28 protein-coding genes and 1 pseudogene are annotated in these 25383 nt (G+C 64.5%); 21 read left to right on the forward strand and 8 right to left on the reverse strand.

Annotated elements, in window-relative coordinates:
- Positions 1-209: 209 nt before the first annotated feature.
- Positions 210-707, reverse strand: a complete 498-nt coding sequence (locus ASF23_RS04875) for a GNAT family N-acetyltransferase (protein ID WP_055949949.1) — start codon at positions 705-707, stop codon at positions 210-212.
- Positions 708-1283: 576 nt separating this feature from the next.
- On the opposite strand from ASF23_RS04875, the gene ASF23_RS18535 reads away from it, so the two are divergent.
- Positions 1284-1922, forward strand: coding sequence for a TetR/AcrR family transcriptional regulator (locus tag ASF23_RS18535; RefSeq protein WP_055949953.1), 639 nt, complete (start codon positions 1284-1286; stop codon positions 1920-1922).
- 536 nt (positions 1923-2458) lie between these two features.
- Here the strand turns inward: ASF23_RS18535 and ASF23_RS04885 are convergent.
- Positions 2459-2944, reverse strand: coding sequence for a MarR family winged helix-turn-helix transcriptional regulator (locus ASF23_RS04885; protein WP_200919302.1), 486 nt, complete (start codon positions 2942-2944; stop codon positions 2459-2461).
- A gap of 238 nt (positions 2945-3182) precedes the next feature.
- Here ASF23_RS04885 and ASF23_RS04890 point away from each other — a divergent pair, with 238 nt between their 5' ends.
- The 6 genes and pseudogenes from ASF23_RS04890 (at position 3183) to ASF23_RS18540 (ending at position 7880) form a co-directional block, all read left to right on the forward strand.
- Positions 3183-3833, forward strand: a complete 651-nt coding sequence (locus tag ASF23_RS04890; RefSeq protein WP_055949960.1) for a hypothetical protein — start codon at positions 3183-3185, stop codon at positions 3831-3833.
- A 106-nt stretch (positions 3834-3939) separates the two neighbouring features.
- Positions 3940-4824, forward strand: a complete 885-nt coding sequence (locus ASF23_RS04895; RefSeq protein ID WP_055949963.1) for a S26 family signal peptidase — start codon at positions 3940-3942, stop codon at positions 4822-4824.
- Positions 4821-5675 (forward strand): LamG domain-containing protein, encoded by an 855-nt coding sequence (locus tag ASF23_RS04900; protein WP_055949966.1) that lies wholly within the window; start codon positions 4821-4823, stop codon positions 5673-5675. Before ASF23_RS04895 ends, ASF23_RS04900 begins: the two co-directional genes overlap by 4 nt.
- Before the next feature lie 1066 nt (positions 5676-6741).
- Positions 6742-6924: pseudogene (locus ASF23_RS19070) on the forward strand (TIR domain-containing protein); the annotation flags it as partial.
- 231 nt (positions 6925-7155) lie between these two features.
- The gene (locus ASF23_RS18780) at positions 7156-7416 is read left to right on the forward strand and encodes a hypothetical protein (protein ID WP_235510789.1); all 261 of its coding nucleotides are present in this window, start codon (positions 7156-7158) and stop codon (positions 7414-7416) included.
- Between the two features lie 2 nt (positions 7417-7418).
- The gene (locus tag ASF23_RS18540; RefSeq protein ID WP_162236706.1) at positions 7419-7880 is read left to right on the forward strand and encodes a hypothetical protein; all 462 of its coding nucleotides are present in this window, start codon (positions 7419-7421) and stop codon (positions 7878-7880) included.
- Between the two features lie 42 nt (positions 7881-7922).
- On the opposite strand, the gene ASF23_RS04910 is transcribed toward ASF23_RS18540, so the two are convergent.
- Positions 7923-8264, reverse strand: a complete 342-nt coding sequence (locus tag ASF23_RS04910; RefSeq protein ID WP_055949972.1) for a histone-like nucleoid-structuring protein Lsr2 — start codon at positions 8262-8264, stop codon at positions 7923-7925.
- 746 nt (positions 8265-9010) lie between these two features.
- On the opposite strand from ASF23_RS04910, the gene ASF23_RS17750 reads away from it, so the two are divergent.
- Positions 9011-9157: a hypothetical protein gene (locus tag ASF23_RS17750; RefSeq protein ID WP_200919303.1), complete on the forward strand. Its 147-nt coding sequence runs from the start codon at positions 9011-9013 to the stop codon at positions 9155-9157.
- Positions 9158-9266: 109 nt separating this feature from the next.
- Here the strand turns inward: ASF23_RS17750 and ASF23_RS04915 are convergent, their stop codons facing one another.
- Complete coding sequence (locus tag ASF23_RS04915; protein ID WP_055949975.1) at positions 9267-10187, reverse strand: alpha/beta hydrolase; 921 nt, start codon at positions 10185-10187, stop codon at positions 9267-9269.
- Positions 10188-10360: 173 nt separating this feature from the next.
- Here ASF23_RS04915 and ASF23_RS04920 point away from each other — a divergent pair, with 173 nt between their 5' ends.
- Complete coding sequence (locus ASF23_RS04920) at positions 10361-11377, forward strand: SDR family NAD(P)-dependent oxidoreductase (RefSeq protein ID WP_055949979.1); 1017 nt, start codon at positions 10361-10363, stop codon at positions 11375-11377.
- A gap of 39 nt (positions 11378-11416) precedes the next feature.
- On the opposite strand, the gene ASF23_RS04925 is transcribed toward ASF23_RS04920, so the two are convergent.
- A complete protein-coding gene (locus ASF23_RS04925) occupies positions 11417-11962 on the reverse strand; it encodes a TetR/AcrR family transcriptional regulator (protein WP_055949982.1) in 546 nt (181 codons plus the stop codon).
- Between the two features lie 1556 nt (positions 11963-13518).
- Between ASF23_RS04925 and ASF23_RS18185 the strand changes: the two genes are divergently transcribed.
- The 4 genes from ASF23_RS18185 (at position 13519) to ASF23_RS04935 (ending at position 15436) form a co-directional block, all read left to right on the forward strand.
- Positions 13519-13683 (forward strand): hypothetical protein, encoded by a 165-nt coding sequence (locus ASF23_RS18185; protein WP_156364235.1) that lies wholly within the window; start codon positions 13519-13521, stop codon positions 13681-13683.
- Between the two features lie 382 nt (positions 13684-14065).
- Positions 14066-14239 (forward strand): hypothetical protein, encoded by a 174-nt coding sequence (locus tag ASF23_RS18190; RefSeq protein WP_156364237.1) that lies wholly within the window; start codon positions 14066-14068, stop codon positions 14237-14239.
- A 292-nt stretch (positions 14240-14531) separates the two neighbouring features.
- Positions 14532-15131: a sigma-70 family RNA polymerase sigma factor gene (locus ASF23_RS04930; protein WP_162236708.1), complete on the forward strand. Its 600-nt coding sequence runs from the start codon at positions 14532-14534 to the stop codon at positions 15129-15131.
- Between the two features lie 104 nt (positions 15132-15235).
- Positions 15236-15436 (forward strand): hypothetical protein, encoded by a 201-nt coding sequence (locus ASF23_RS04935; RefSeq protein ID WP_055949989.1) that lies wholly within the window; start codon positions 15236-15238, stop codon positions 15434-15436.
- Between the two features lie 181 nt (positions 15437-15617).
- Here the strand turns inward: ASF23_RS04935 and ASF23_RS04940 are convergent, their stop codons facing one another.
- Positions 15618-15821 carry a hypothetical protein gene (locus tag ASF23_RS04940; protein WP_055949991.1) on the reverse strand — a complete coding sequence of 68 codons (204 nt, stop codon included), beginning with the start codon at positions 15819-15821 and terminating at the stop codon, positions 15618-15620.
- 292 nt (positions 15822-16113) lie between these two features.
- Here ASF23_RS04940 and ASF23_RS04945 point away from each other — a divergent pair, with 292 nt between their 5' ends.
- Positions 16114-16545: a hypothetical protein gene (locus ASF23_RS04945; protein ID WP_055949996.1), complete on the forward strand. Its 432-nt coding sequence runs from the start codon at positions 16114-16116 to the stop codon at positions 16543-16545.
- A 599-nt stretch (positions 16546-17144) separates the two neighbouring features.
- On the opposite strand, the gene ASF23_RS04950 is transcribed toward ASF23_RS04945, so the two are convergent.
- Positions 17145-18158 (reverse strand): LacI family DNA-binding transcriptional regulator, encoded by a 1014-nt coding sequence (locus tag ASF23_RS04950; RefSeq protein ID WP_162236710.1) that lies wholly within the window; start codon positions 18156-18158, stop codon positions 17145-17147.
- 1678 nt (positions 18159-19836) lie between these two features.
- On the opposite strand from ASF23_RS04950, the gene ASF23_RS04960 reads away from it, so the two are divergent.
- Both ASF23_RS04960 and ASF23_RS18640 read left to right on the forward strand, forming a co-directional pair.
- Positions 19837-20574 carry a hypothetical protein gene (locus ASF23_RS04960; RefSeq protein WP_055950075.1) on the forward strand — a complete coding sequence of 246 codons (738 nt, stop codon included), beginning with the start codon at positions 19837-19839 and terminating at the stop codon, positions 20572-20574.
- Positions 20575-21266: 692 nt separating this feature from the next.
- Positions 21267-21779, forward strand: a complete 513-nt coding sequence (locus tag ASF23_RS18640) for a hypothetical protein (RefSeq protein WP_055950005.1) — start codon at positions 21267-21269, stop codon at positions 21777-21779.
- 26 nt (positions 21780-21805) lie between these two features.
- Here ASF23_RS18640 and ASF23_RS18200 read toward each other — a convergent pair whose 3' ends face one another.
- Complete coding sequence (locus ASF23_RS18200) at positions 21806-22036, reverse strand: hypothetical protein (protein ID WP_156364239.1); 231 nt, start codon at positions 22034-22036, stop codon at positions 21806-21808.
- Positions 22037-22213: 177 nt separating this feature from the next.
- On the opposite strand from ASF23_RS18200, the gene ASF23_RS04970 reads away from it, so the two are divergent.
- The 5 genes from ASF23_RS04970 to ASF23_RS04990 all read left to right on the forward strand — a co-directional run bounded on the left by ASF23_RS04970 (position 22214) and on the right by ASF23_RS04990 (position 25180).
- Entirely contained in the window at positions 22214-23110 is an 897-nt protein-coding gene (locus ASF23_RS04970) for a hypothetical protein (protein ID WP_156364241.1), read from the forward strand.
- Complete coding sequence (locus ASF23_RS04975; RefSeq protein WP_055950012.1) at positions 23107-23478, forward strand: GntR family transcriptional regulator; 372 nt, start codon at positions 23107-23109, stop codon at positions 23476-23478. Before ASF23_RS04970 ends, ASF23_RS04975 begins: the two co-directional genes overlap by 4 nt.
- A gap of 378 nt (positions 23479-23856) precedes the next feature.
- Positions 23857-24354: an SLATT domain-containing protein gene (locus ASF23_RS18205; protein ID WP_162236712.1), complete on the forward strand. Its 498-nt coding sequence runs from the start codon at positions 23857-23859 to the stop codon at positions 24352-24354.
- Entirely contained in the window at positions 24351-24767 is a 417-nt protein-coding gene (locus ASF23_RS04985; RefSeq protein WP_055950020.1) for a hypothetical protein, read from the forward strand. The genes ASF23_RS18205 and ASF23_RS04985 overlap by 4 nt, the downstream gene beginning before the upstream one ends.
- Positions 24768-24778: 11 nt before the next feature.
- Complete coding sequence (locus ASF23_RS04990) at positions 24779-25180, forward strand: hypothetical protein (protein WP_055950023.1); 402 nt, start codon at positions 24779-24781, stop codon at positions 25178-25180.
- The last annotated feature ends 203 nt before the right edge of the window (positions 25181-25383 follow it).

A 25383-nucleotide genomic window follows, 5' to 3' on the forward strand; every position in this document is an offset into this window, starting at 1 on the left:
TCTTTGACCGGTTTCCTCCCGCCCGTTTATATATCTATTTTAATATTTCAGATCGAACCGATCAAGGCAACCGGCCGTAGACCACTGCAGGCGCTAGGCTTCCAACACCGGCGTACATAAGCCGTGCCATGCCGTGCCGTGCCGTGGATGCAAGGCCATCCCCTTGCGCTACTCGCGAGCTAAGCCGCTGATAGACGGCTGCGCTCGGGTCAGAACACTTTCGAGAAGCAGACCGAGGTCGGACGTGTCGCGTATCGCCCCCACGGCGCGATCTGTTGGTAACCGTGCCTCTGGAAGAACCGGACCGTGTCTGACAGCGACGAGGAGGTCTCAACGACGGTGGCGCTCCCGCTGCGCTCGACGGCGGCCCGCTCGAGCGCGCCAAGGAGGACCCCACCGGCGCCGCTTCCACGAGCATCGAACCGGACGTAGAAGCGATAGATCTCGAACACCCCCTCGTCGGCGACGACGAGTGCGCCACACCCGATGGCGGTGCCGAACTGGTCGCCGACCATCAGATGTACCACCAGATCGTCCGGGACGTTGTGCGGATCGATCGGAACCCGTTCCGTCCCGAGCTGAGCTCGTTCGAGGCGAGCAAGCGCCCTCAGGCGCACAGCAGCCTCGTCGTCGAAGCGCTCCTCCCAGACGTGCAGGGCGCCGACGGTCCGCGACGTCGGCCCTGCGGTTCGCTGTTCCGTGTTCATGAACAAGACACCCCATTCCCGCTACTGGATCGAGATTGCGTCGATGTGAATGCGTCCGCCGAGTAGCTCGAACTGCTACTCAAGACTTCGTCGTTGTGTTTTGTCCGTTTTTTGGGGGACATGACTGCTGCTCGGTCACCCCAGTCCGGGGCGGCACTGACGCTGCATTGCCCTACAATTCTGTCCCGGATGTTCGTCAATAATCCTTCCGGGAAGTGCGCCGACGTTGCCGTGTCAGCGCGTGCCGCGCGGACACGGCGGACAGGTCCGCGCGTGCTGACGCGACGGCGACATCTCGCGCACGAACGACGCAAAGGCCGTGATACCCACGACGAACATAACGATCACTTCGATGACACATGCCATGACTCCGCGTTCTCCTCCACGATGATCAGCAGAGCGCATTCGGTGCGACGGGGGTGCGAGGTGGGTCCCGAACGCTCCCCAGAACGGGGGACGGTGCCCGAAGCCGAACCGCCGTTACGTCCGACAGGTCCCACATCCGGGATTTCTGCGGTGCGTTGGCCCCAGTTCTGGACCTCGACGTTGAGGCCGCGATGCAGTGGGATTGGTGGCGTGACGACGATCAACCCTGCGTCCTCGCACGAGGACACCATCTCCCGGCGTACTGCGATCATCAGAGCTGCCATCGACATGTTCCGGAAGCACGCGTTCCACGAGGCGTCCTACGAAATGCTCGCCGCGGAGGCCCGCCTCCCACTAACCGACGTCCAGCGGCAGTTCCCGACGTGGGATGGTCTGGTGCTGGCGACCATCGACCGTTGGAACGAAGAGCGCATGGCGCCGATCCTGCCGGTCGCAGCCACCCACGGCACGGTTCGGTTCCTTCGCGGTATCGTCACCGCGAACATTGCCGACCCGGCGCTCATGCGGATGCTGACCGCGACCGTCAACATCGCCGCGACCCCGGACCATCCAATGGCACCGCACCTGTACGAGCGGTGGCGTCGCTTCCACCTCATGGTGCAGCACAGCCTCGAGCGCGACATCCAGACAGGCCGCGAACCCGCCACGATGGACCCCCCGCGAGGGGCCGAGCAACTCATCGCCCTCTACGAGGGGTTGCAGCTGCAGTCCATGGTCCGCCCGGACATGGACCTGCTCGACGCCTACGACCGTGCGATCACGCGGCTCCGGGAAGGATGGAAGCAGGCCTACATCCGACCCGTGTGGGAGATCGACCTCACCGACTGACCCCATACACGCCGTGATCGAGCTCAGCCAGTGGTCGGCACGTTCAATGTTGCTGCCGACGGCAGTGTGCTCCTGGACAAGGCGGCCGACTGCGTGTTGCCGCGTCAACGAGCGTGAGAAGCACCCTGATGGATGTCGTGCTGGTCACAGGCCCGGGCTTCAGGATGAAAACCTGGCGGTGACCCTCAACCAGGAGCCCTCTGGGAGGATCACCGCCAGCGGTGTCAGACCGACGGGTGTGCAGCCCAACACCTGCGCGGGGAAAGGTCACCTGCACGGAGCGATACTGTCACGGTGTCGGTCGGTCGTCATGCGACACATGACTGCTATCCGCGAACCGCGGGTGCGCCGTCGGCCTCCGAGCGTGCGCGGCGGTGTCCTACGACGTCGCTGAGATGGTGAGTAGGGACGACGCGGTCGAGCTGTCAGTCGGCTTGGGGGCCACGCACCGCGGTTAAACGCACCGCCTTCACCCACACCGCCGCACGGATGAATCAGATGAGCCGTTCCAGTACTTGACCGGAAGCCCGTCAGCGCTATTCGCGGTCGATCGTGGCACGGAGTGCAGTGCCGACGTTCGTGAACGCTCGCATCAAACAGTCGAAGCTCGCCGGTGCTGCCGCGTCATTTGTCGCTGCGGTGAACGCTGCGGCGTAGACAGCGGTGATCTGTTCCAGTACCGTCCGGCCCCCGGAGCGCAACTCCAGATACGAGCTGCGGCGATCGTGCGGGTTCGGGACTCGTTGCGCCCAGTCCGCGTTCTCGAGGCGGTCGACGAGAGTGGTGATAGCACCGCTGCTGAGGCCGAGCTCGCGCCCGATAGCGCTGGGGGTGGTGTCACCGCCGCCAGCGATGAACACCAGTGCTCGCATGTCAGAAACACCACAGCCGTACTGCTGCGCCAAGGACGCCGTCACTAAAGCGTTCGCCCGATGCATCAGCACAAACGCTCCGAGCGCTTGCGTCATCGGATCCTGCTCGGCCGCGGGTGCGGCGACATTGCGGGTGGTCAGGGTCTCCATGGGGACGCTCCTGTCTCGGGTCGCGCCGTCCGTGGCGCTCATGGGGTGTTTCGACGGTAGCTGAGTTTCTCGATCGTCGAACTACCCCAGTGTGGGGAGGGCCAGGCAGCGCGTGGCCCCCGGTCTGGGGCCGCATGAGGGGTGGGAAGTACCTCAACGACAGGATAGCTTGATCATCGAGCAGTCACGTTCCCGTGATTGTCACTCATCCTGCTAATCACTCATCGAGGGAACTGCCATGAATCCGCTCCGTGTCTCACCGCTCAAGCGGATTCGCGTTGCCCCTGTCGCGCTCACCGCGGGCATCTTCGCGGCAGTGCTTCTTTCACTGTCGCTGACTGGCACCCTCTCCGGGTTCGCTGCGAGCATCACTAACAGCAGCAACTCGGCTGGTAGCGGCACCGTCATCATGCAGGAGCAGAACGCCGGCGCGTCCGTGACCTGCCTCAGCACAGACGGCGGTTCGGTGTCCACAAACTCCGCGACCTGCTCAACGATCAACAAGTTCGGCGGCTCGACTACGATGACGCCAGGCAATACCGTCAACACGGCAATCACGATCAAGAACACCGGAACGGCAGCCGCGAGCACCTTCACGCTGACGCCCGGATCTTCCTGCACCCAATCGAACAACGGATCCGCGAACGGCACGGCAACGGATGTCTGCGCGAAAATGAACCTCGTCATCACTTCCGGCTCCACCACTGTGTTCTCCGGAACGCTGGCGAGCTTCGCCGGCGCCGCGGCATCGGCGTTCACGATGCCCGCCGCCCCCGCCGCCGGCGGATCCGTGCCCTTCAACTTCGCCGTCACCCTGAATTCCAGTGCCGGTAACACCTACCAGGGCCTCGCCGCGGCAGTCCCGATGACCTGGACCTTCACGAGCTGATCGCAACACGCGTGATCCCCGGCCGCATAGCGTCCGGGGATCACGTGTTCCGCGACATACGACCGTCGACAGGCATCGCTCACGTTCCGCAGTAGGAGATCAGCTCATGAGCCAGATCACGGCCATTCCGCTGACGGGCACCCTCGACCGCCCGGCGCTCGTCGGCACAACACCCCGACCGTTCCAAGCGGCACTGTCATGGTCGGTCGCGGTTGCCGCGGCCGTCTGCCTCGCAGCAACGCTGCTGCTGCTGCACGCCGGTGGCAGAATATTCGTGGTCGAAACACCCTCGATGGGTGAGGCGGCGCCGGTCGGAACGCTCATCATCGACATGCCGGTGAACCATACCTCTCTCCGCGTGGGCGACATCGTGTCGTTCCAAGTGCCCGCCAACCCGAGCGTGGTGTACACCCACCGCATCATCGCGATCGACGCCGCTGGTGGCATCCACACACGGGGTGACGTCAATGGCGCTACCGACCCGTGGACCCTCACCCAGGACAACCTTGTCGGCGCACCAGCGGCTCTGATCCCCCACCTCGGATGGCTTTTTCGCGCCATCCCGATCCTGTTGATCGGGAACATGCTGATCTGGGTGCTCACGAGTCCGTTCTCCGACCGGGTCACCCGCAGCTCGCTCCGGGTCGCAGGTGCCGCAACTACAGCCGCGTACGCCGCGTTCCTTCTGAAACCGTTCGTGCACGTCACCACGATCGCGAACACAGCGACCGTCCGAAACGTCGACGCGACCGTCATCTCCAGCGGCATTTTTCCCGTCCACGTCAGCGCCCGCGGCGGGAACAGCATCCACCTCGTTGACGGACAGGTCGGACATCTCGCCATCCACGAACTCACCCGAAACGGCCAATACCAGATCACGTCAACGATCGACCTTGACGTGGCCGGATGGGTTGCGCTGATCACAATCTGCCTTATCCCGCTCATATGGTGCCTAGCGATCGGCCGACGGACTGTGGTACGACCAGCATGAACATCGGCCATCTGCGGGACGGGAAGCTCGTCGCCCTGGTCCTCGTCGTCGCGCTGGCGACACTGCTCGTGCTGACGCAGCTCGCCCCCACCCGTTCCGCCTTCACCGCACAGATCACCAACAGCACCGACAGTGCCGGCACCGCAACCAACTTCACCTGCACCGGCGCGGTCGGCGTCGACAAAACCAACGCAACATTCGCTTACAAGCTCGGCGAACCCTCCGGGTCGACGTCCGCGGCCGACTGGTCTGGCGCGGGAGTCAACGGCACCTACCAGGGTGCGATGACCGCAACCACACCCAGCCCCAACGCATGCCCCCGAGACACGGGAACGTCCTACGTCCTGGACGGTTCATCAAGCTTCGTCTCAACGCCCACCTCCTACAAAAACCCGACCACGTTCAGCGAAGAAGTGTGGTTCAAAACCGCCGTCGCCGGCGGCCTCCTCATCGGCTTCGGGAGCAACCAGGTCAGCAGCTCCGGCCAACACGACCGACAGATCTACCTCAACACCACCGGCCAACTCGTCTTCGGTACCTACAGTTCAGCCGTCCACGTCGTAACCACACCAAAGACCTATAACGACAACACCTGGCATCACGTCGTCGCAACCATGTCCTCCGACACCGGCATGCGACTCTATGCTGACGGCACCCTCGTCGCATCCAACAGCAGCTACACCGCACCTGAAAACGCCTCCGGGTACTGGCGGATCGGCTACGACACCATCAGCGGATGGCCCGGCACTGCCAGCAACTACTACTTCACAGGGTCGATGCGATACGCGGCAATATATGGCACGGTGCTGACCCAAACCCAAGTCACCAACCACTACGCCGCCGGCCGCTGACCACCGTCATCCCACGCAAGCCGCCGGCTCTTCCTGCGGGGCCCGCGAACGCAAGCAAGATCGAGTTCACGAAGTGGGCCAGTTTTGAAACGCGGTTTTGTAGGCCTTGGGGGAGGTGCCGGTGGTACTGCCAGGGTGCCGTCGTAGGTTTGCGTTGGATCCGAGGCCGGTCGTCTCGGCAATCTAGGTCATCGTCAGGTCGGTGCGTTTGAGGAGTTCCTGTTTGCTGCCGGCACGAGACGGGTTTGCTCGTTCCGACCATCGGTGTCTCCATAATCGTGCTGGGGGTGCCGCTGGCGTATCTCGCGATCAGCAGTACTGGCCGCCGGGCGCGCGAGCGGCAAGTCGACCAGTGGATCCGCGACCGCTCCGTTCCCGACGACGTACCGGAACGGCAATGGCGGCCCGCCTTAGAGCGGTCTCGTGAGAGCCTTTGGGTGGCATGGCCCTGGACTCTAATCGCCGCGTTGCAGGTCGCGAACGCTGTCACCTCACTCGGTGACCTCGACACGCGCGAAGGCCAAGGAGATGTCCTACTGGCAGCGTTCTGGGTCGCGCTGGCGACGTGGGCGATGATTCGGTGGTTCCGCCTCCGCCCAGTCCTCCAGGCTCTCATAGAGGACACCTCCCGGCACTTCTAGCAGCGAGAACACTAACGAAACACCAACACCCAGGCGGCGCACGACCCCTAGACCCCGCACACATCCGTCGCAGAACAGGCGTAACGGACCCTAACGCCACGCCTGGCCGGCGGCGTGGCACTGCGGTGCTGAGGTACATCCAGCGCAACACAGCTTGCGAGCATCCTCCGGCACACCTGAACCCTGTTGACTGTCAGACGTGAGGGATACTTTCTGCCCATGACAACCAAGGTCTTCGTGGTTCACGATCGCAACGCTGCGGCCCGAGATGCCATGTTCTCTTTCCTGCGATCGCTCGGCCTGAAGCCAATCGAGTGGGATCAGGCGGTAGCTCTAACTGGTCACGGCTCCCCTTATATTGGGTAAGTCCTTGATGTTGCCTCCAAAGAAGGGCAAGCGGTTGTGGTCCTGCCACGCCAGACGACGTCGCATACATTCGCACTGATTACGCCAGTGGCGACAGCGATCCCGAACTAGTCCCGACCGGTCAGGCGCGCCCTAACGTCCTCTTTGAGGCGGGTATGGCTATGGGGCGGGATCCAAAACATACGATTTTGGTGGAACTCGGTGATTTGCGGCCATTCAGCGATGTTGGTGGCCGCCATGCAATCCGAATTTCCAACGAGGCAGGTTTGCGGAAGTCTCTGGGTGATCGGCTGGCTACGGCAGGGTGTGAGGTTGACCTCACGGGGGGTGATTGGCTCCGTGAGGGTGAATTCACACCGCCACGCACCCTGGGAAACGGGCTCCCTGTTGGGAAGAGAGTTCCAAGCCAGGACCGCCGCGGCCCGCACGTTGATGGGCGTTGGCGATCATCGGGTAGCAACAAGCTTGACCTCGTGCAGATCACCAATAACGGTGCGGTTAATCTGTTCGATGTCGAAATCAACGTTCCAGCTGAGCTGTCCCAACACGTCACGCTGCACGACAGCGGACCAGTGGCGAAGCTTCCCGCCGGGAAGACGTTTACCGCTAGGGGCTGGACAACGCAGAAGACCATGGGTCCGTCGGGCCCCGCACAGTTCGAACTTACTCTAACTGCACATCTTGATGACGGAACCTCGTTCAGTCAAAGCGTCTACTTCGATACGGTGGGTTGATTATGGAAATACTAATTGAGTTTCCGCTCGACGCGGACGGTTTCCTGCGTCGCGAGTGTCCTCATTGTGAACAAGAGTTCAAATGGTATCACGGCCCCACGGACGAAGCGCCGGCGGACTTTGTCTACGGAGACACGTACTTCTGTCCACGATGCGGCAGGGCTGCGGATCCTGACCAGTGGTTCACGCAGGAGCAAATCTCCTACCAAGAGGCCGTCGTCGCAGCAGCAGCCCCGGGAATCATCGCGGACGCGATCGAGCAGGAATTCAAGTCCAGCAGGAACAGCGGTATGACGTTCAAACGTGGCAAGGCGGATGGTCCAGCCGAGCCAGACCCGTTGGTAGAGCCTGACGACATGGCCATGCTAGCTCCGCCGTGTCACCCTTGGGAGCCGGTCAAGGTGCCCAATGATGCTGTCATGCCAGTTCATTGCCTACTCTGCGGGCAAGCTTTCGCCGTTTGAACAACTGACATAAGAACCCCTTATCGGCGCATCAGCGGTGCGTCAGTTCGCGGCGTCGTAGGCGTCGCGGACGGCCTGGCTGATGCGGCCGCGGGGAGCGACGTCGTGGCCGTTCTGGGCGGCCCATTCGCGGATCTTGGTCAGTTCGTCGGGGTTGCTGCGCTTCGCGGTGCGGCTACCGGCGGCACGGCCACGGGTGCCGCTGGTCTTTCGGGCGGCGGCGATGTAGTCGGACAGCGCTTCGCGGAGTGCGTCGGCGTTGTCGTCGGAGAGGTCGATTTCGTAGGTGGTGCCGTCGAAGCCGAACTGGACGGTCTTGCCGCCGTTTTCGATGGTCTCGCCCGTGATGTCGTCGACGAGATGCGTGGTGACCTTCTGAGCCATGAATGCAGTGCCTTCCGTGGGGGATAGTCCCTCTATCCTGGCATATCCGCGCGGGACGCTGGCTCTCATCAAAGCGGTCCTACCGTTAATCGCTTTAATTGAACGCTGTTCACTGCTGGATGGAGGCGCGCCGGTGCGGCGTCCTTCTCAGCGCGGCCGCAGCGGGAGTGCGACGGTCCTCGTACGCTTACTGGTACGGGTCGTCATACCGCCGGGTTGCGGCCCTGGACCAAAGGTGAAGCCCAAGACCCTGCCAGGTCTTGGGCTTCGGTTTGGCCTCCGAGTGGGAAGCCAGGGGATCCATACATCCCCGAGTTCGTCGCTCGGGATCAAGTGTAACGCGCTCTCGTGGCGGGTTCCACTGTAGGGATCTGCTGGTCCCGCTTCTAGTGTTCGCCGGCGCGCACACCAGGAGGTGGTCTCGATGTCGGACGACACCGAGGGCCGTCCGCCCAGGAAGACAGTGCCGTGGTTGGGGATCGCGAGTTTGCTCGTGACCGTCGCCCGGTTGCTGATCGACCTGTGGCGTAAGGGCTAGCAGTAGGGGTGCCCCCGCCGACATGTCGGCGGGGGCACTTCACGTAGCGGGGGCAGCACGGGCGGACGCGATGAAGGCCACGGTTGGGTGTGCGGTAGCCGGCCCTTGGGTTCAGCTGGTCGTTGCAACACCACCCTTATTCGGAGTGTTGCAGATGGGATCAAGGAGGACCGGGACGCGCGACCTGTTCCTGTCGAATACGGTTCGCATGCACCGCAAGCTCCGGAACGCCGGCGTCGAGGCGGAACTACACGTCGGCGAGGCGATGCCGCACGGCGGCTCCGCGGGCGCACCGGAGGACCAGGCGTTCGACGCCGAGCTGCAGCGCTTCCTCCAGCGACACAGCCGTCGCTGACGCGAGCGCGTGACGAGCTGGAGGCATGGTGCCAGCTGGCACCGTGCCTCACGTGCGCATCCTGCCGGACCGCCACCGATACCGTCATCCGGTGCACCCGCGCGGATCGTCAGCGTGCCAGCGCCTCCCGCAGCCACGCCTGCGCACCAGCGACGTACTCGCGCGCAAGCACGGTGTCGGGAGCCCAGGCCTCGAAGCCATGCGGTGCGCCGGGAACGACAACGGTGTCGACCGGTGCCCCTCCCGCTCGGAGTGCAGCCGCGTATGCCATGTCCTCGTCGCGGAAGAGGTCGATGTCGCCAACACCGATCCACGCCGGCGGGAGGCCGCCAAGGTCGGTGCGCCGTGCGGGTGCAGCGTACTCCGGCACCCGCGGGGACCCCGGTACCGTCCCGAGGTACGAGCGCCAGCCGAACCGGTTGATGCGGTTGTTCCAGACGAAGTGGTCGATGCGGTCGAGGTCCCGGTCCGCGGCCGTGCGGTCGTCGAGCATCGGACAGAACAGCCACTGGGCCACCGGGTCGGGGTACGTCGAGTCGGCGAGTCGCTGGACGAGTCCTGCCGCGAGTCCGCCGCCGGCGCTCTGGCCGCCGATCGCGATTCGTTCCCGGTCGACGCCGAGGGACGCCGCATGCTCCTGCAGCCACATCCAGCCCTGCAGACAATCGTCGAGCGGGATCGGGTACGAGTGGTCCGGCGCGAGGCGGTACTCGGCAGAGACGACGACCATCCCGAGCTCGCGGGCGGTCGACGCGCAGAGGCGATCGTCGATCGAGGCGCGGCCGATGATCATCCCCCCGCCGTGAATCCAGAACAGCGCCGCGTCGGACTGCTGCTCGTTCGGCCGGTACACGCGGACCGACGGAGCGCGCTTCTTCGGCATCGAGATCGTCACACAACTCGTGTCGCCGGAGGGCGCCAAGCCGGTCAGTGCACGGGTCAGTTTCCGACCCCACCAGCGGTCCGTCGGCAAATCTACCTGCCGGCGGACCCTGCCGCGCAATTCCTCGTGCACCAGGGCGATGTCCATGCTGACTACCTCGTCTCGTCGTGCTCAGCGTGCTTCGAGCCGCTCACCAGGATGCACCACTGTTGCGTCTTGGTTCAACAGTGTTGAATGGCCTCGCCGTTGCGCGACGGAACCCGTCGCGCCGGAGCCGACATCGACGCCGGCCGGACCCCGCGGCGACGAGAGGATGCGCAATGCCCGCCAACGAAACCCCGCTCACCGGCCAGTCGACCGTCGGGACCTGGCTCGACCACCCGACCGGCGGCGTCCTGGTCCGTGGACTGCTCGCGCCGGCCGGACTCGACCCGGAGGTGCTCACCCCCGCCCGCGGGATGGCTCTGGACCAGCTCGTCACGATGTCCGGCGGCCAGCTGTCCCAGACCGCGATCGACGACCTCGTCCGGAGCGCCAACGGCGGTGTCATCCCCGAGGACATTGCCGAGGCCGTCTGGCAGGAGCGCGTGAGCACCGGACGGTTCGCCGGGAAGACCGTGGTCGTCACCGGTGCCGCGTCCGGGATCGGCCGAGCCACGGCCTCCCGGATCACGCGCGAGGGTGGCCGCGTCGTCGCCGTCGACGTGTCCGCGGAGCGCCTCGCCGAGTTCGCCGGGTCCTTCGCGGACGTCGATGTCGTGACGGTCACCGGTGACATCACGAAGCAGGAGGACATCGACGCGATCGTCGCCGCCGCGGGTGCCCAGATCGACGGGCTCGCGAACGTCGCCGGTATCAACGACGACTTCTCGCCGCTGCACGAGACGACCGACGCCGTCTGGGACCGGGTCATCGGCATTAACCTCACGGGTGGGTTCAAGCTCTCTCGAGCCGTGCTGCCGCTCATGGTCGCGGCCGGCCGCGGATCGATCGTGAACGTCGCCTCCGAGGCTGGGCTGCGCGGCAACGCTTCCGGCAACGCCTACACGGTGTCGAAGCACGGCGTGATCGGGCTGACCCGCAGCGCCGCGTTCATGTACGGCCCGCAGGGCATCCGCGTCAACGCGGTAGCACCCGGCGGCGTCGCGACGGGCATCCCAATGCCGGCGAACGTCTCTGAGGCTGGCTCGGCGCGACTCGGACCGTTCCAGGCGGCGATCCCGTCGCTCGCGACGGCCGAGCAGCTCGCCGCGTCCATCACGTTCCTGCTGAGCGACGACGGCGTGAACATCAACGGAGCCGTGCTCGCCTCCGACGGTGGCTGGTCGGTCCAGTAGTCCGTCCGTCCGGTCGCGTGGAGTGGTCGAACCTGGGGTTCAAGCGGGGTTGACGAGCTCCTGCATGAGGCGCCCGTATTTCGCGACAATCTCTTCGTGGTCGGCGGCGAGCAGCTGCTCGTCGCCGACTACCCAGAGCGCATAGAGCAGGCCAGCGACGAGCGATGCCGCGAGCGAGGCACGGAGATCGGCGTCCGCACCGCCGAGGCGAGCGCGCAATGGTCCAACGAACCCGAGCTCGTGCTGGCGACGAAGCTCGACGCCGATGTTGTCCGAATCGCTCGCACGGAGGATCGCGAGGAACATGGCCCGCACCTGCGGCCCGGCCTCGAGGACGTACCGGATGAATCGTTCCCCAAGCGTGTCGATCGGCCCCTCCGAGATGGGGTGCTCGGCCTGCACCGACCGCATCGCGGCGAGGAACACGCCATCCTTCGAGCCAAAGTAGTGGATGACAAGCGCGGCGTCAGCGTCAGCGTCCCGGCCGATATCGCGAAGCGAGGTCCCGGCGTACCCGTTGTCAATGAACAGCCTCGACGCTGCCGCCAGGATCGCGCCACGCTTTGTTGTCCTGTCCTCCGGCACGGGCCGACCCTAACCGACGGAAGTCGCAGTGTCGTGTCAGCGGTCGATCACCCTTGCTCATACAATCTCCGCCCGCCTGGACAATGTCCCGGAGAGCTGTCTGTCTTGATCGAGTGGGGGAGCGGCCAGGCGGCGACCGCAGCGTGGTGTGGCGGGCAGCTGTGAAGCACAGTTCGGAGATTTCAGCCACCCCATAGCGGCCGGCGGTGCCAGCGTCGGAGGGGACGCGTAGCGTGCCGGAAGCCGGGACCTGTTCCCCCCAACGGTTCCAGGACGCGCGGCTCGAGCAGCCTCCAAATCCGCTCGAGCTGCAGCCGGCCCCGGTCCTGTTCCCCAACAGGCTGGGGCCGCTTCATGTCCTGGCCGCTACGCCGGCGCGCAGCTCGAGGGGCTCTCATCGGACCGCTGCGCGGCCTGTTCCTGTCGGGGGGAGGACCGCCTTCGGCGGGCTGTCCTGTCTGATCTGAGCCTGCAAGCCGGCGCTGCGCCTTGAACCCTGCGGGTTCGTTGTTTGCCCGTGAAGCCTGCGGCGATTGTACGGTCGGCGGCCACAGCGCAAGCAGGACACCACCGATTACAGCGCCCGAGAGTGCGTTGTCCCGTTGGTTGTCGTCCGCCGACAGGCCGACGGCGCCGAGCAGCAGCCCGAGTCCCGTGAACGTGAGGACCGACAACCCTGCCACGACCCAATGACCGCGCGTCACCCGCGGGCCTCTCGCCCGCGGCCCTGCCATGCGGCGCCGACGGCCGAGCCGTAGCCCGCGCGTGCGGCGCTGGCGATGGGGAACACCGTGCTGAGTGCAACAAGCGCTGTTGCACTCACGAGGAAACCCACGATCTAGGGGACCCACCACTGAATTCCGGCCGCGTGCTCCGTGTCATCGTCCGGGTCCGCTCCACGAGTGCAGCGTACTGCGGGGCCGCCGGCGACACGACGCCGAACTTCCGGCAAAGCGGGGCCCCCGAATCACCGGAAGTTCCGCTCGGGGCGGAGTGTCTCCTCAGCGTTCGTTAGGGTTCGTGTCCGCTTGGTGTGTCGGGTCTGCGACGCCAGGAGAAGACCTGCTCCAAGGAAGTGGAGTGCGCTCGTGAGCCCTGTTGTCGTCATCGTCTTCATCGTTGTCGCTGTGCTGTTGGTCGGTGGGAGCTTCTTTCGGCTCCGGAAGGGTGGTCCGGGTCCGAACACGGGCTGGTTGCCGCGATCGATGCGGGGGAGAGTGAACAAGGAGTACAAAGAGCACGGCTGGGAGCCGCCCTACGATGACCACGGCGACCGAGCTTCGGACCGCAAACCGTTCTGACTCGAGCTGCTCGCGCGACTTGGATCGAAGTGGCGGAGGGCGGGACGCTGATGGCTGCGGTTGTCTCCTTCCTGCCTGAGGTCTCAGCGGGGCCGGCGAGGAGAACGGGTTACCGCGACTTATAGTCCGATGGTGACCGATGATGATCGGACCGAGGTACAACACCCGCCCCACACCTCCCGCTTGCTGCCGCGGAAAGGGTCGCATAGCGGACCGCCGTGACGACGCGACCGTCGTACGCCTACCCTCGCCTGCATGTCTTGGGGTGAGGTTCGTGGCGAGGGCGACGGGTTCGACTACGAGGAGTTCCTGCGTGATTTCCTCGAGAGCATGGACTGGCCCACGCAGGCTGCGGACAAGGACGTCGCGGATCAGGAGCTTCCGGCGGGTCTGCCGATTGCCTCCTCAGAGGAAGAGTAGGTCGACGTCGGCTCGGTCGACACCCAGTAGTCAGATCATCTGAGCACGTCGGCGACGGGTCCGGGGACAGCGCCCGCCAACCCGAAGGGCGGGCGCTGCGCGGTAACGATCCAGATCAGGACCTTCGTCACCACTTGGGCGGGAACCACCCTGCCCCACAACAAGTGTGGCGTACCTAGTCCGCTTCCGCGACAAGCGGGGTGATCGATGGCGCGCCGGGCACGGTGCGAGGACATCGTGTTGTAGCTCGCCGGATTGCCGCGCTACGGTCAGTTATCGGACCGCGTCCAAGATCTACCGATGATGTGTTGCCCTCACCCGGGCGGCGCTCACCTGGGGGTGCGGTCGGACACCAACTGCTTCGTCATCTCCTGGAAGGCCTGTGATCATGCCCGACAGAGGTGCGCCGAAGACCGACGCGGACTGGCATCGTCACGGGATGCGCTCACCCGCAGAGATCGCTCAGATGATCGCCGCCAGACTCAAGTCCGCCGTTGACGATGACGAAGTGCGTTATGAGGACTTCATCGACGACCCGGAGCGCACGGAGGCATAGCTCAGGGTGATCGAGCGCCCCCTGGGTTCGGGTCCGAAGAGGGCGCTCGTGTTCGGTCACACGATCAGGTGCGCGCCGCCAGCCAACGGGGTGCCGGCCGGATCAGTTCGACCCGGAACACGCTCAGCGTACGCCGCGATGACCGCTGTCGGACGGCGGTCATTTGATGGTCAAGATTCACGACGATGTGCCTAGTTTTGGGGCGAACGGGGGGAAGACCGAGCTGCCTACAGTGGTGTCTCCCCCACGGCGGCACCTTCTGACGTCGGCTACAGCATGCTTCGGAGCCACCATGACCGCAACTCGTTCTCGCCGATCATCCTGGGCAACCGCGTCTGATGAGGCGCTGCTTGCCGCGATCAGAGACGGCGACCGTGCCGCATTCGCCGAGCTATACCACCGTATGTCCCGCCAACTGCTCGGGTACGTCCAGCGCAGCCTCGTGGATCACGCTCAGGCCGAAGAGGTGCTGCAGGAAGTCTTCTTGCACGTGTGGGAGAACGCGGCACGGTTCGACCCGAGCAGAGCGCGGGTCTCCACTTGGTTGCACCACATCGCGCATGCTCGCGCGATCGATCGGATCCGGTCCGCGCAGGCATCACGGAACCGGGACAGGCGGATCGGGATCCGCGATTACGAGTCCACCGACTACTCGGTGTCGGACCAGATCGACGCCATCGACGGCTCGGCAGCCCTTCGAGACGCGTTGGCGCAGCTTTCACCGCTGCAGCGCGAAGCTGTGATGCTCCGGTACCTCGGCGACCTCGGCGGTGTCGAGACTGCGCAGCTGCTCGGAGTGAAGGTCGACACGATGAAATCTCGAGCCCGCGCCGGTCTGATCGCCCTCCGCGGGATCATGGATCCGAGCGGAAACCATTCACTGGTGGGGTAGGCGCACAATCTGCTCACGGTCACGTTGTGGGCTCCAGCAAGCCCGCTCGCGGCATGCTCATCGGTCAGTAATCGGTCCAATTGGCACGTGTTCACCCTCGCGGTATGAGCGGCATGAATTTGGCTGACACTCGCTACGTTCTGGCGAGCGGTAACCCGAGCAGCGACGCGGACTGGCATCGCCACGGGATGCATTCACCCGCGGACATCGATCAGATGATCGCCGCGGGACTTAATCTGCGGTTGAGGGATGTCCGGACGCTGATTCGCGACTACCTCATGCGCTTCGGTACCGTCCCAACGTGAACGCCGCTGCTCCCTGTCCGTCAACCTGGCGGCGATACCGCTGCCAGCGCGAGCGCGGCCACGACGGCCAACAAGAATTTCAGACGATATATGCGACGGCGCGATAGAACGACGTTGCGGCCGACTCCGGCTTCGGACGTCGCGTTTTGGAGGGGCACAACGACATCCGATAACCAATCGGCTACCGGCCGCTGTTCGACTTGCAGAGCCCGAAGCGCCACAACCACACCCCGACCCCAAGCCACATGATGCCTAGTGCCGTGTTGAGCAGCACAAGCAGCAGGTCCACGTCGGTCCGCGTGAGACGTTCAACAGACGTCGCGATGAAGACGATGCCGAAGACGAGCGCGATGGAACCCAGCACTTTTGCGGTCACTACGTCCATGTCGTGAACTTACCGGCTGAGTCCGTCTCGATGGCCGATCGTCTGTTGGGCGGGCGGACAGACGGAACAGCCGTAGCGGGAGGTGACGGTGTGACCCTTGAATGGGAGAACGCTGCAGGTGCTCGACTGCGCGACACTGATTAACTCACACGCTCTCCTGGCCGGAGCTTTCTCACAACCGACGGCGGTACACCTCAAGGCACTGCTACCCACACGATGCGGACGACGATATGAAATGCATGATTGCAGGACGGCCGATGACGGGCGGCGGAGACCTCGAGCAGCCAGACAGATGAAGCCCCGCAAGGTTGCGCTCATCGGCGCTGGGGGCATCGCCATCGCTGCGTTGGTCGCGGCGCTTATCCCGACGTGGATCGAGTCCGCTGCGCCGGTCCCGCCGTCGAATGCATCTGCCCGAACCGTCGCGCGTGCGTTCCTGCATGCCGCGGAGCGCCGCGATTGCCCGATGATGCGAGCCCTGTCCGACCCAGACGACACCAGGTGGTGCGTGAGCTGGCTCCGCAATGCGCTGGGCGACGATCCGCGCCTGCTGTCTCACGGCCGCCTTGAGGTCGTCCCTGGTTCAGGGGCCGACGAGACCGACTTCACTTTCACGATCACGGTTCGCGGGGTGTCCGGGATGGAGGACGGCACCGATGCGTGGGGCCTGGTGCTGAGGTCAACCTCCGCTGGCTGGCGCGTCAGTGACGAAGGGACCGGCTGAGCTCCCGCTCGCCAAGCACCTATCGGAACGGGCCGAGGGAGGACCGCCGGCGTCACCCCGGTCTAGGTCGACCACGATCAGCTCAGGACCGAGCGAGGATCCGAGGGTTCGATCGCCGAATCATCGTCGCAGACTCCGCCCCCAAATGCAGTCCCACAGCCGGTCGGCCACCCGGACGGCTCGGACCGCCGGAGCGGTGTCGGAGCATACTGCCGTTGCAACAGGTAGTCCGCTGGGGTTGGGATTCTTCAGGTCTCAGCCACTAGTCCGCGGGAGGGAGACGGCCCGATGGCGCCGCAATCTGTGCATCGCAGGACCGGGAACTTCACGCGCGTCGTCGCCGCGGAGCGATGTGCGAACCTGACCGACACCCGTCCGTTAGCCCGTCCGCCACCCAGAGCGCTTCGAGCACGCGCGGCCCGAGCATTCAGCGTCGGTGGCCAATGGCCGGTGGCCGGTGGCCGGTGGCCGACCGCACCTCGAGCGCGCTACTCCGGCCTAGATCGCATGTGCGACACCAAGCCGATCTTTGCCGAAAGTTATACCGGAGGCGTGCAGGGCGCGAGCCGGATCGGCAACTGATCAGGAGCACGTCCGTACTAAATCGTTCGCCGACCGGTCGACTCATGAATGATGAGATCCGGCTGCAGGATAAGTCGTTCGACGTCAGTAGTCGGATTGTCGATTTTGCGAAGCAACATCTGTAGAGCCGAGCGGCCCATGAGACTTCTTGGCGGGCGGATTGTCGTTAGCGGCACAGGTGCGTCGGCACTGGACGCGAGGTCGTCATAGCTGACGACCGATACGTCGTGCGGGACTCGGATGCCCACTTCATGGCAGCCCCGAATGAATCCCACCGCGAGCTTGTCGTTCGCGCAGAACACTGCGGTGGGACGCTCTGTGTACGGGATGGACAAGAACTCTTCCGCGGCAGCAAGTCCGTCAGCGATGTACCAGCCGACGGCACTTAGCACGCGCACGGGGCGGGCAACGTCGTCAGAAGAGTCGACTGCGGACCGCAGTCCATGCAGTTGATTGCGCACGAAATGCGAGTCTATCGGACCGGAGACAAATCCGACGTCGCGGTGGCCGAGGCCGATAAGGTGCTCGCCGGCGAGCTGACCGACAACGAGGCGATCCACCACAACGCTGCTGATCTTTTCCTCAGAGTCGAAACGGTCGATGTAGACCAGCGGCACGCCCTTAATAACCAGCTCTTCGAGCCGGGGGTTCTCGCCCTGAACGGGCGCAACGATTAGGCCGTGCACGCGCAGTTGCATAAGGAGGTCGAAGTTGTGCTGCTCTCGCAGCGAATCTTCAGCGCTGTGGGTGATGACAACTCCGACACCGCAGGACGACGCCTCGTCGTCAATGCCCATGGCAACGTCAATGAAGGACGGGTTCTCCATGTTGGCCAGGACACAACCGATGACGCGTTCGCGACCTGGGCGGAACTGGCGGCGGTATTGGGTCGGGATGAAGTCGAGGTCGGCGATGGCGGCGAGAACACGATCCCGGGTTTCCGGGTTGACGTACGACGGCCGGTTGATAACGTTGCTAACCGTGCCGACGGACACGCCAGCGCGCGACGCGACCGCTCGGATGGTAGCCATCAGCATCACTCCTCACTGTCCAAGGTCGCCTCAATGACCATAGATGGTACCGCTGGTCACAGCCTCGATTTCTGCTGCGGCGCCAGTGTTCCTTGCCCGGTACCAAGGCGTGCGCGAAATGAGTTGCGACTCCTTATACCCTTGTGCTGACCCACGAAGGCAAGCGACGATGGCCACATGCTTCAGCCCGCACCCGGTCGACGCTTCCCGAGCAACAGCCCGCATCCCGTTTGGCTACTGATCGGCATGGCGGTTCTCACCGTCGGTGTCGTCGCCGCCGCGGTCGGCCTCACCCTGCAACACGCCGCCGCACACCAGACTGACGCATTCCATTTCGCTACGCGTCCGCAGCCAGTACCACCAATCGCGCCTTGTTCATCGTGTCCATTTGGATATGGAGCGGCACCCTCACCGCCGCAGCCGGCGCCGTCATCCTCGTCCTCACACTACGAAAACAGAGTCGATAGCGGGCCCTCACGTCACCTACCCACTCGAAGTGAACCGAATATCGAGCAGACTCGGAGCCGGGCCTACGCGCGGTTCTTCATGGTGCCTGCGCTCCGCGACCACCTCGAGAGCACAACCGCGTTTGACAGCACGATCCGTCGCGGTAACAGTCGCAGCCGGGGAGAACCTCAGCTCCACCACCTTCTGGGGCTTTCACTAGTGCTGGCCCCAGTTCTGGACCTGGACGTCGGAGCCGTGTATCGATGACTGAGATGGTGAACCGGAGGGCTCGTTCGGGTCGAGCTCTCGACAGAGGGTGTCGGGCGGGCCATCCACGCTCGGCACCCTCGCATAGGCTCGACGCGAATCAGCGGGGGGCGGACGTCGCGTCGAGGCGGACGATACGCGAACTCAGGACCAGCCGAACTCGGGGTCGCTCAGAAAGTCTGCGTAACGAACTTCTGCTTCCAGGGCGTCGCTCCGGTCGAGTCGCTCTTGAACGAGCGCGCTGATTGCGGCTGGGTCGCGCATGCCCCGCTTCCGCCACTCGTCGGGCATTGCCCGGAGGCGCCCCAGTTGCTCGTATCGCTCCTGGGGCGGAAGGCGGCGACGCACCGCATCCGCTTCTGACTCATCTCCGACGTCCGTGCTCTGCATCTCACGATCAGCGTAGGGCGGTCCGCACAGCCTGGGCTAACTAGCTGAAGCTCGTGCGTAAACCGGCGGAGAGTGATGTGCCGCTATCGGCGTCAGAACCGACATGCGCCCCCAGAAGTAGACGCGTAGACCGTTGGCGGCCACCCGAGCCGGTAACACCCAACCTGCTGTCTGGGCACGCGTTCGAGGCGATGACGGTCAGCGGTGGCCTCGTTTCCTTGCACTGCGGGTTCTCACGCCGGAGGCACGTCCTAGGTTGAGGTTCCGACATGGAGAAGAGCTGGCCATCCACCATTGGCGCCCTTGCCGTGACGACGGACGCAGGTAGCTGATTCAGAGCCGCGAGCGCATCGATATATGGGGTTCCCCCGGCCGGCGCGATGTGCTTGCATAATCCCTCAAAGTCCGAACTGTGATGTACGGCCACCCCAGACCCCGGCAGCATGCATCCTTCCCTTACGCACGCACGCCCGCTCCACGGACACAGCAGTTGCGCTTCGCCGGCAGGTCAGTCCTGACCCGACGAGCCCATCGCTGTGGCGTCGGGGTGCGGGCGGAGACCGGTAGGTATCCGATGACCAATTTCGCCCGCACCCTCGTACGCGTAGTTGAGGCCCCAGCACGCCTGGCGCGCGTGACAGAGTTCTTCTTCCGGCGCGCAGATTCGATGGGTGACATCTATTCTGACGACAGGCGCTCCGGCACCGTTCCCGGGGCCGACCCGGACCGGGTCGTTTTCCTTGGCGAAGCCGGCCAGATCAGCCTCGGGGTGCGAACGCATCAGCTCTCGATGGCGGGCTTCTTCGCTCGCCACCGCAACGCTCGAACTCAGAGAGGCGTCACCTGGAGCATCCATCCGTTCCCAAATGCACGGCTGGCCGATGCACCAGCAATCCTCGTCGACGCTGAAGGTGAGCTTCGGCACGCTGACGTCGTCGTCGTACTTGTCGGTATCACTGATGCACTCCGCGTCATCACCTTGACGAGCTGGGAAGCTGGAATTCGTGACACCGTCTCGACCTTGACGTCGATACTGCCCATGGACGCTCGGATCCTGCTTGCCCACATCCCGCCTTTGAGCAATGCCGGCAGCCTCTCTCGGCCTGCTCGAGTCGCAGCAGGCCTCCACGGAAGTGCGCTGAACAAGCGCATCGATGCAGTGGCTGAAAAACACACCCAAGTCATCGTCGTCCCGTTTCCCGAAGAACTGACTCACTCCGTGTGGCGCCCTGAGTCCGAAGAGCAGCGGTACACCAACACGTATGACATCTGGTCCGCCCACCTTGCCCGCAGCCTCGCCGACGCGAACTGACACGCTGACGCTCAGTGCCGTCCGTTCCTCAAACCAGTGGTGCGACGCTAGCGGTTACTTGCGTCCGTAGGCCGGCAGAGCTGTCGTCGGAGCGACGGGGAGTCATGACGCGTCCTCAGTCCCCGGCAGATCTGCTCGTGCCTACCGTCGTGGCGGCATCCACGACGAAAAGGCCAGGGTTCCTGTCGTTTCGCGCTCGCATCCGTGAGCTACGGGTCGATCAGGGGGAACTGAGCTCGGCCGCTCCACGCTGTTCATCGCTTCGGTTCTCGACTGGCTCAGTGTGCGGCTGTCGCCTTGGGTCCAGACGTTGGCACTGAGCGCGCGATCCGAAGGGAGCGCACGGGTAGAGCTGTCGCTCACGTCAGGACGAGCGCCGGCGCCGCAGGTGTCTGCTAACCGATCAGCTAGCGGATGCCGCGCCTAGACAGGTAACGTCGCGCCGATGACCGAGATGAAGCGGCGAACCCTCCTCGAACGACTCGTCGGGAGCGGAGCCTGCGTGGAGGCGTGCTCAGTCGCGATGCGCCACGAGCGCGCCGCGGAAGCTCCAGTAGTTCTCCAGGAACCACAACCTCCAGTCCTCGCCCGTCAGCGGTAACGAAAGCTCGTCATGCGATTCCAGCGCGGCTGCGGCAATCGCCGCCAGCAGCTCCTTCTTGTTCTGGAAGTGCCAGTAGCCCTATAGCGGAATGGGCATCTCCGGTGGGCTCGTCGAGGCCTACGTCCTCGTGGGTGAGATCACCGCCACACCCGACGACCTCGACGGCGCCCTCCGCCGGTACGACCCCACGCTTCGCCCCCTCGTCGACGAGATCCAGGCCGTCGTGAAGCCTCGTCTGCTCGCGTTCGGTTTCCCGCGACGACGGATCGCCGTCGCTGCGCTCCCGGCGGCGTTCTCCGTCGCCTGGGCTCTCCCCCGCTACGAGCAGACACGGCTGAACCCTCGGTGCAACGGAGTCCTGCAGACTGCGTCCGGTAGCCGATCGTCTATCGAGACGAGTGTCAGGATGAACGGCAGCCAATCCCACCGTGCGAGGCGGCTAGACGCGAGGTGCGCGCCGGTGGACGAGCGTCGCGCCGATCAGCCACATCAAGCCGAGCGCAACGTGGAGAGCGCCGAGGAAGTAGCTGTGGCGGACTGCGAGCTCGACAGCTCCGAGGGCCAAGAAAATCAGCCCAAAAAGGGAGAACACCACTATTAGAACTTTTCGAGTTGTCTTATCCACTGTCACGCGCCTTTGTGCGAGGAGCCGGTCCCTATGGTGCTTAGTCGGATGAACGCGACACCAAGCCCGAGCAGGATGGCCCCGAGGACAATGAAGAGCCAGCCAACTCCAGTACCTGTCACTGACTCGATGATTCCCGTCGCCAGCGCTATAGCTCCTAGTGGCGTAGCAATCCAGCCCAGGATGCGAACGAGTTTTCGGCCTCGTGCGGTGGCTGCATCGTTGAAGGTCATGGCCTTAGTTTGCGCCGCAGCCTGCCGCAGGGCCAGCAGCCTGCCTCGCTGGTGAAGCCCCAATTTGTCGGCCGTCTCGCGAATCTCAGCCACTCGGCCCCTGTTGTGGGTGTACCGGCTGATCGGTACAGGCGTGATAGTTGCTGTACTGCTGAGGCGTTACAGAAGGGTGTTGCGATGGATCTGGGACTTGTGGTTCTGGGTGGGGTGTTCGGCCTCTCGGCCGCGACGGCGGTCATCGTCGCGCATAGAGCGCTCACCCCATACCGTCATACGGTCGCGGGGCTCGATGGATCGCCCCGCGACGCAAGAACGGCGCTGCACGCCTCGGCCTTGAGGTCAGCCTTCGCCCTGGTCGTTGCGGTCGCGGTGGCGGCAGGAATAGGTGCTGTGGCGACGGCGGCCGCGTGGGAGCTGGTTGTGGCCCTGCTCGTTGTTCCGCTCACTGCGGTTTCTGCTGGCCTTGCCGCGTATGCGGTAATTCCCGGGCGGCCTGCACCGGTCAGGCCCGAGGCCACCGCGCTCCTGACGCCCCGCCGGGTCGGGGATCATGCGCCCGGCGCTCTCTTGGTCCTGTGCGGCGTGCTCGCCGTCTTGCTGCTTGCGCTGCTGGCCGCGGCGGCTGCGCAGCATTCGGCGTTCGTCACGTCACAGCTATGGGGACTCGGCGTCGCGGGTCTCGCCGACGCGGGTCTCACGGCGGCGTCATGGTGCGCTCTGAGGCGAGTGGCCGGTCAGCCAGCTCTCCCCGCGGACATGCTGAATGTGGATCGAGCCATCCGCGGCTCCGCCAGCCGGCTCATCCTTCTCCTGACGTCTGCTGCACTCTTCACCTCGACTGCCACCGCCCTGATCGCTCTCGGCTACGCCTCGACGAGCTGGGCGTCCGTCGGCAGCGCAGAAGGCACACGAGACGTATTCCTTTCCAACCTTGGCACTGGGCTGACTGTGGCCGGGGTTATAGCCGTCGTCGGTGCTCTCGGAACCCTCATCGCATCGGTGACGGCGACTATTTCGCTCACGCGCGCTTCAACGACCCTTAGAGCGTCGCAGCCCACATCGGTCCCGGCATGATCAGCATCGATCACCTGAGTGCCGTGCCGCCGTTCGAGCAAATCCGTCAGCAGCTCGCAGGTCTCGTGCGCATCGGGAGCTTGCCCCCCGGACACCGACTGCCCTCCGTCCGGCAGCTCGCTGGAGACCTGTCCCTCGGGACGGGTGCGGTCGCTCGCGCGTATCTCGAACTCGAGAAGGCCGGCATCATCTCGACCAGCCGCCGGGGAACCGTCGTGCGCGACGGGCAAGCAACGAGCGTCGAGGTTGCTGAGGCCGCGGGTGATTACGTCCGCGCGTCGCAGAACGCTGGTCTATCGGCTGATGAAGCTGTCTCAGCATTGCGTGCCCTGTGGCCCGCCATGCGACCATCCTCGCCTGCGTCCTGATAACAGGTGCTAGCTAGGCGTGTTCGCCCGGTGGACGATCGGCCTCCGGCGCACCTACCAGTGGCAAGCTGACCTGAACTGCTTGGAGGCCTACGTCGTGAACTCAATCCTGCTTCTGCTCGCCGGCCCTCCCGGCGGCGCTGGTTCTCAGCACGGCATGTCCGTGCCGGTATGGCTCATGGTTGCCGCCGTTGTCGTCATCGTCATCGTCGGAGTGGTCGGCGTCCTCCGGCGTCGTCGCTGACGTGTCCGGTAGCCGATCGGCTATTGAGACTGGTTGAAGGGAGGCGCGTAGAACGCATAGATTGCAGCTGATGGCTGATGGCTGATGGCTGATGGCTGATGGCTGATGGCTGATGGCTGATGGCTGATGGGGGAGTGCGCGACGAGATCCGCGCTGAGGCCGATCGCCTCGAGGAGAACGCGACATTCGGGCAACAGGGGAACCTTGAAGCGGCGAAGCTGTGGACCGGTTGGAGCTGGGCGTTGGGAAGCGTCATTGCTGTGGGAAGCGCTGTGGGCGGTGTGCTGACGTTCGCAACGGACGGGTTGCAGTACCTCGCCGGTGGACTGGCGTTGTTGGCAGCAGCAGCAACCGGCGTTCACGGAACCCTGCGGCCTGCGAAGCGTGCGGAGCGCGCGCAATCAGTTGCGGTGCAGTTTCTTGCGATTCAGGACCGAGCACGCCGACTCCGACGCGTCGACGCGCTGACGTCGGTTGATGATTCGGTCCTCAGGGGCCGTCTTAACGAGATTGCGTCACAGCTCGACGCTGCGCGTGAACGGGCGGATCCGACGCCGCGGTGGGCCTATCTCCGGGCGAAAAGGAACATCGAGCGCGACGGCGGTCAGACTCATAGGGCGGACGCCCGATGACCGTGCAGAGCTACCTGGATGATGCTGTCGCTGCGATGACGCCCTCAGCGGAGGACCGCACGGTCGCGAGTGCCCATCGAACCGCCATCCAGGATGCCGTTGTAGCCGGCATGGATGCGTTCCGGATCTTCGAGACTGGGTCCTGGTCCCATGGGACCGCCCTCCGTGTGTGGAGCGACGTCGACTACTTCGCATCGATGCGGCATGTCCGTCCGAGCCAGAGCTACGACGACATCCTGCAGCTGAAGAACGTCCTGGCGGACAAGCTTCGGTGGTACGCACGGTCCGTCACGATCGACCGTCCCGGGGTGCGCATCGAGTGGCCTAGCGGACCGCCCACGGAGGTCATGCCAGCGCACATCACTAGCGATGTGACTATTGGATCCCTGATCCAAAGGGCACGGGGTGGGTGAAGTCGAGTCCGGTGAAGCACAACGAGTACGTCAACGGCACCCGTGATTTGATCCCGCGGACGAAGGACTTCGTGCGGCTTGTAAAGTTGTGGAAGTACCGGTCGGGGGCGCCGATCACGTCGCTGTACCTGGAGTTGCGTGCGGCGAAGTACCTGCGCGAGCACCAACCGTTCGCGATGATGCTGGACCTGACGGGCTTCTTCTCCTGGCTCAACGCGATCGAGCTCGCCGGCTTGAACGACCCAAGCCGCTTTGATGGCCGCCGGATCACCGCGGCAGGCGACTCGCTCCTCCCGCTCGCGCGGCTGTATTCAGAGAGGGCCGCCTCGCGAGCCGATCAAGCCAGAAGCGCGTACCTCGCGTCGGACTATCTCGGCGCGCAGTTGCATCTTCAGCAGCTCATTTCGCCGTAATCGCCTCCGCCGGCAGGGGTTCGACGATCGAGGTGTACTTCTCGTCGCCTCTACCGGTTGGTGTGCGCGTCCGCGCTCGCCCCTGATGCGGTCGCGGCGGGTGATCCACGGGGTGTTACTCGATGATGCCGTGGGGGATGAGGGCTGTCAGCGGTGTCGCGGATGCTGTCTTCGATCGGACGGGCGTGCCCTCCCAGCAGTCG

This window comes from Curtobacterium sp. Leaf261, assembly GCF_001422205.1.
Classification (GTDB): Bacteria; Actinomycetota; Actinomycetes; order Actinomycetales; family Microbacteriaceae; genus Curtobacterium.

Excerpts from the sequence above, each read along its gene's own strand:
- ASF23_RS04875 (WP_055949949.1), bottom strand. The coding sequence starts at position 707 with ATGAACACGGAACAGCGAACCGCAGGGCCGACGTCGCGGACCGTCGGC.
- ASF23_RS04885 (WP_200919302.1), bottom strand. The coding sequence starts at position 2,944 with ATGGAGACCCTGACCACCCGCAATGTCGCCGCACCCGCGGCCGAGCAG.
- ASF23_RS04890 (WP_055949960.1), top strand. The coding sequence starts at position 3,183 with ATGAATCCGCTCCGTGTCTCACCGCTCAAGCGGATTCGCGTTGCCCCT.
- ASF23_RS04895 (WP_055949963.1), top strand. The coding sequence starts at position 3,940 with ATGAGCCAGATCACGGCCATTCCGCTGACGGGCACCCTCGACCGCCCG.
- ASF23_RS04900 (WP_055949966.1), top strand. The coding sequence starts at position 4,821 with ATGAACATCGGCCATCTGCGGGACGGGAAGCTCGTCGCCCTGGTCCTC.
- ASF23_RS18540 (WP_162236706.1), top strand. The coding sequence starts at position 7,419 with ATGGAAATACTAATTGAGTTTCCGCTCGACGCGGACGGTTTCCTGCGT.
- ASF23_RS04910 (WP_055949972.1), bottom strand. The coding sequence starts at position 8,264 with ATGGCTCAGAAGGTCACCACGCATCTCGTCGACGACATCACGGGCGAG.
- ASF23_RS17750 (WP_200919303.1), top strand. The coding sequence starts at position 9,011 with ATGCACCGCAAGCTCCGGAACGCCGGCGTCGAGGCGGAACTACACGTC.
- ASF23_RS04915 (WP_055949975.1), bottom strand. The coding sequence starts at position 10,187 with ATGGACATCGCCCTGGTGCACGAGGAATTGCGCGGCAGGGTCCGCCGG.
- ASF23_RS04920 (WP_055949979.1), top strand. The coding sequence starts at position 10,361 with ATGCCCGCCAACGAAACCCCGCTCACCGGCCAGTCGACCGTCGGGACC.
- ASF23_RS18185 (WP_156364235.1), top strand. The coding sequence starts at position 13,519 with ATGTCTTGGGGTGAGGTTCGTGGCGAGGGCGACGGGTTCGACTACGAG.
- ASF23_RS04930 (WP_162236708.1), top strand. The coding sequence starts at position 14,532 with ATGACCGCAACTCGTTCTCGCCGATCATCCTGGGCAACCGCGTCTGAT.
- ASF23_RS04935 (WP_055949989.1), top strand. The coding sequence starts at position 15,236 with ATGAGCGGCATGAATTTGGCTGACACTCGCTACGTTCTGGCGAGCGGT.
- ASF23_RS04940 (WP_055949991.1), bottom strand. The coding sequence starts at position 15,821 with ATGGACGTAGTGACCGCAAAAGTGCTGGGTTCCATCGCGCTCGTCTTC.
- ASF23_RS04945 (WP_055949996.1), top strand. The coding sequence starts at position 16,114 with ATGAAGCCCCGCAAGGTTGCGCTCATCGGCGCTGGGGGCATCGCCATC.
- ASF23_RS04950 (WP_162236710.1), bottom strand. The coding sequence starts at position 18,158 with ATGGCTACCATCCGAGCGGTCGCGTCGCGCGCTGGCGTGTCCGTCGGC.
- ASF23_RS04960 (WP_055950075.1), top strand. The coding sequence starts at position 19,837 with ATGACCAATTTCGCCCGCACCCTCGTACGCGTAGTTGAGGCCCCAGCA.
- ASF23_RS18640 (WP_055950005.1), top strand. The coding sequence starts at position 21,267 with ATGGGCATCTCCGGTGGGCTCGTCGAGGCCTACGTCCTCGTGGGTGAG.
- ASF23_RS18200 (WP_156364239.1), bottom strand. The coding sequence starts at position 22,036 with ATGACCTTCAACGATGCAGCCACCGCACGAGGCCGAAAACTCGTTCGC.
- ASF23_RS04970 (WP_156364241.1), top strand. The coding sequence starts at position 22,214 with ATGGATCTGGGACTTGTGGTTCTGGGTGGGGTGTTCGGCCTCTCGGCC.
- ASF23_RS04975 (WP_055950012.1), top strand. The coding sequence starts at position 23,107 with ATGATCAGCATCGATCACCTGAGTGCCGTGCCGCCGTTCGAGCAAATC.
- ASF23_RS04985 (WP_055950020.1), top strand. The coding sequence starts at position 24,351 with ATGACCGTGCAGAGCTACCTGGATGATGCTGTCGCTGCGATGACGCCC.